The 455-nt window shown below is 67.5% G+C and carries 1 protein-coding gene; it reads right to left on the bottom strand.

All coding sequences use genetic code 11. The features are described 5' to 3' along the window. The coding region (locus tag ASG69_RS21325) for a helix-turn-helix domain-containing protein (protein WP_156380646.1) at window positions 1-327 on the bottom strand (327 nt) is incomplete at its 3' end. Window positions 328-455: the final 128 nt, after the last annotated feature.

Genomic DNA, 455 nt, shown 5'->3' with positions numbered 1-455 from the left:
ATCGGGACGCTGCGCAGACTCCCACGCACTCGAGCGTTTCCGGCGAAGCGGAGCGGCGAGATTCCGGAGGTGTGCGTCCTCGATCTCGTCGAGGCGCAAGGCCCGGCTCAAGGCGTCGACGATGTCGTCGGTGACCGTGTGCTGACGACCCTGCTCCAACCGGCTGTAGTGGTCGGGGCTCAGTCCCGCGAGCACCGCGAGCTCCTCCTTGCGCAGGCCCGGAACGCGCCGCGGACCGGGGAACGGCGCAATCCCCGCTGTTGCCGGCGTGAGTGCGTCACGTCGGGACCGGAGGAATGCCCCGAGTACGGATCTGTCTGCTGGCACCCTGGTCAGACTACTGAGAGACCGCTTCCTGCGCCTGGTCACGCCGTGACCAGGCAGCGCTCGCCCTGGTGCGTTACCGAACCGGACGGTGAACTGGTCTGCATGAGCAACCCACTGAATCTGTCCGG

This window comes from Rhodococcus sp. Leaf225 (genome assembly GCF_001426145.1).
Taxonomy (GTDB): domain Bacteria; phylum Actinomycetota; class Actinomycetes; order Mycobacteriales; family Mycobacteriaceae; genus Rhodococcoides.
This window is presented reverse-complemented; position numbering and strand designations above follow the sequence as displayed.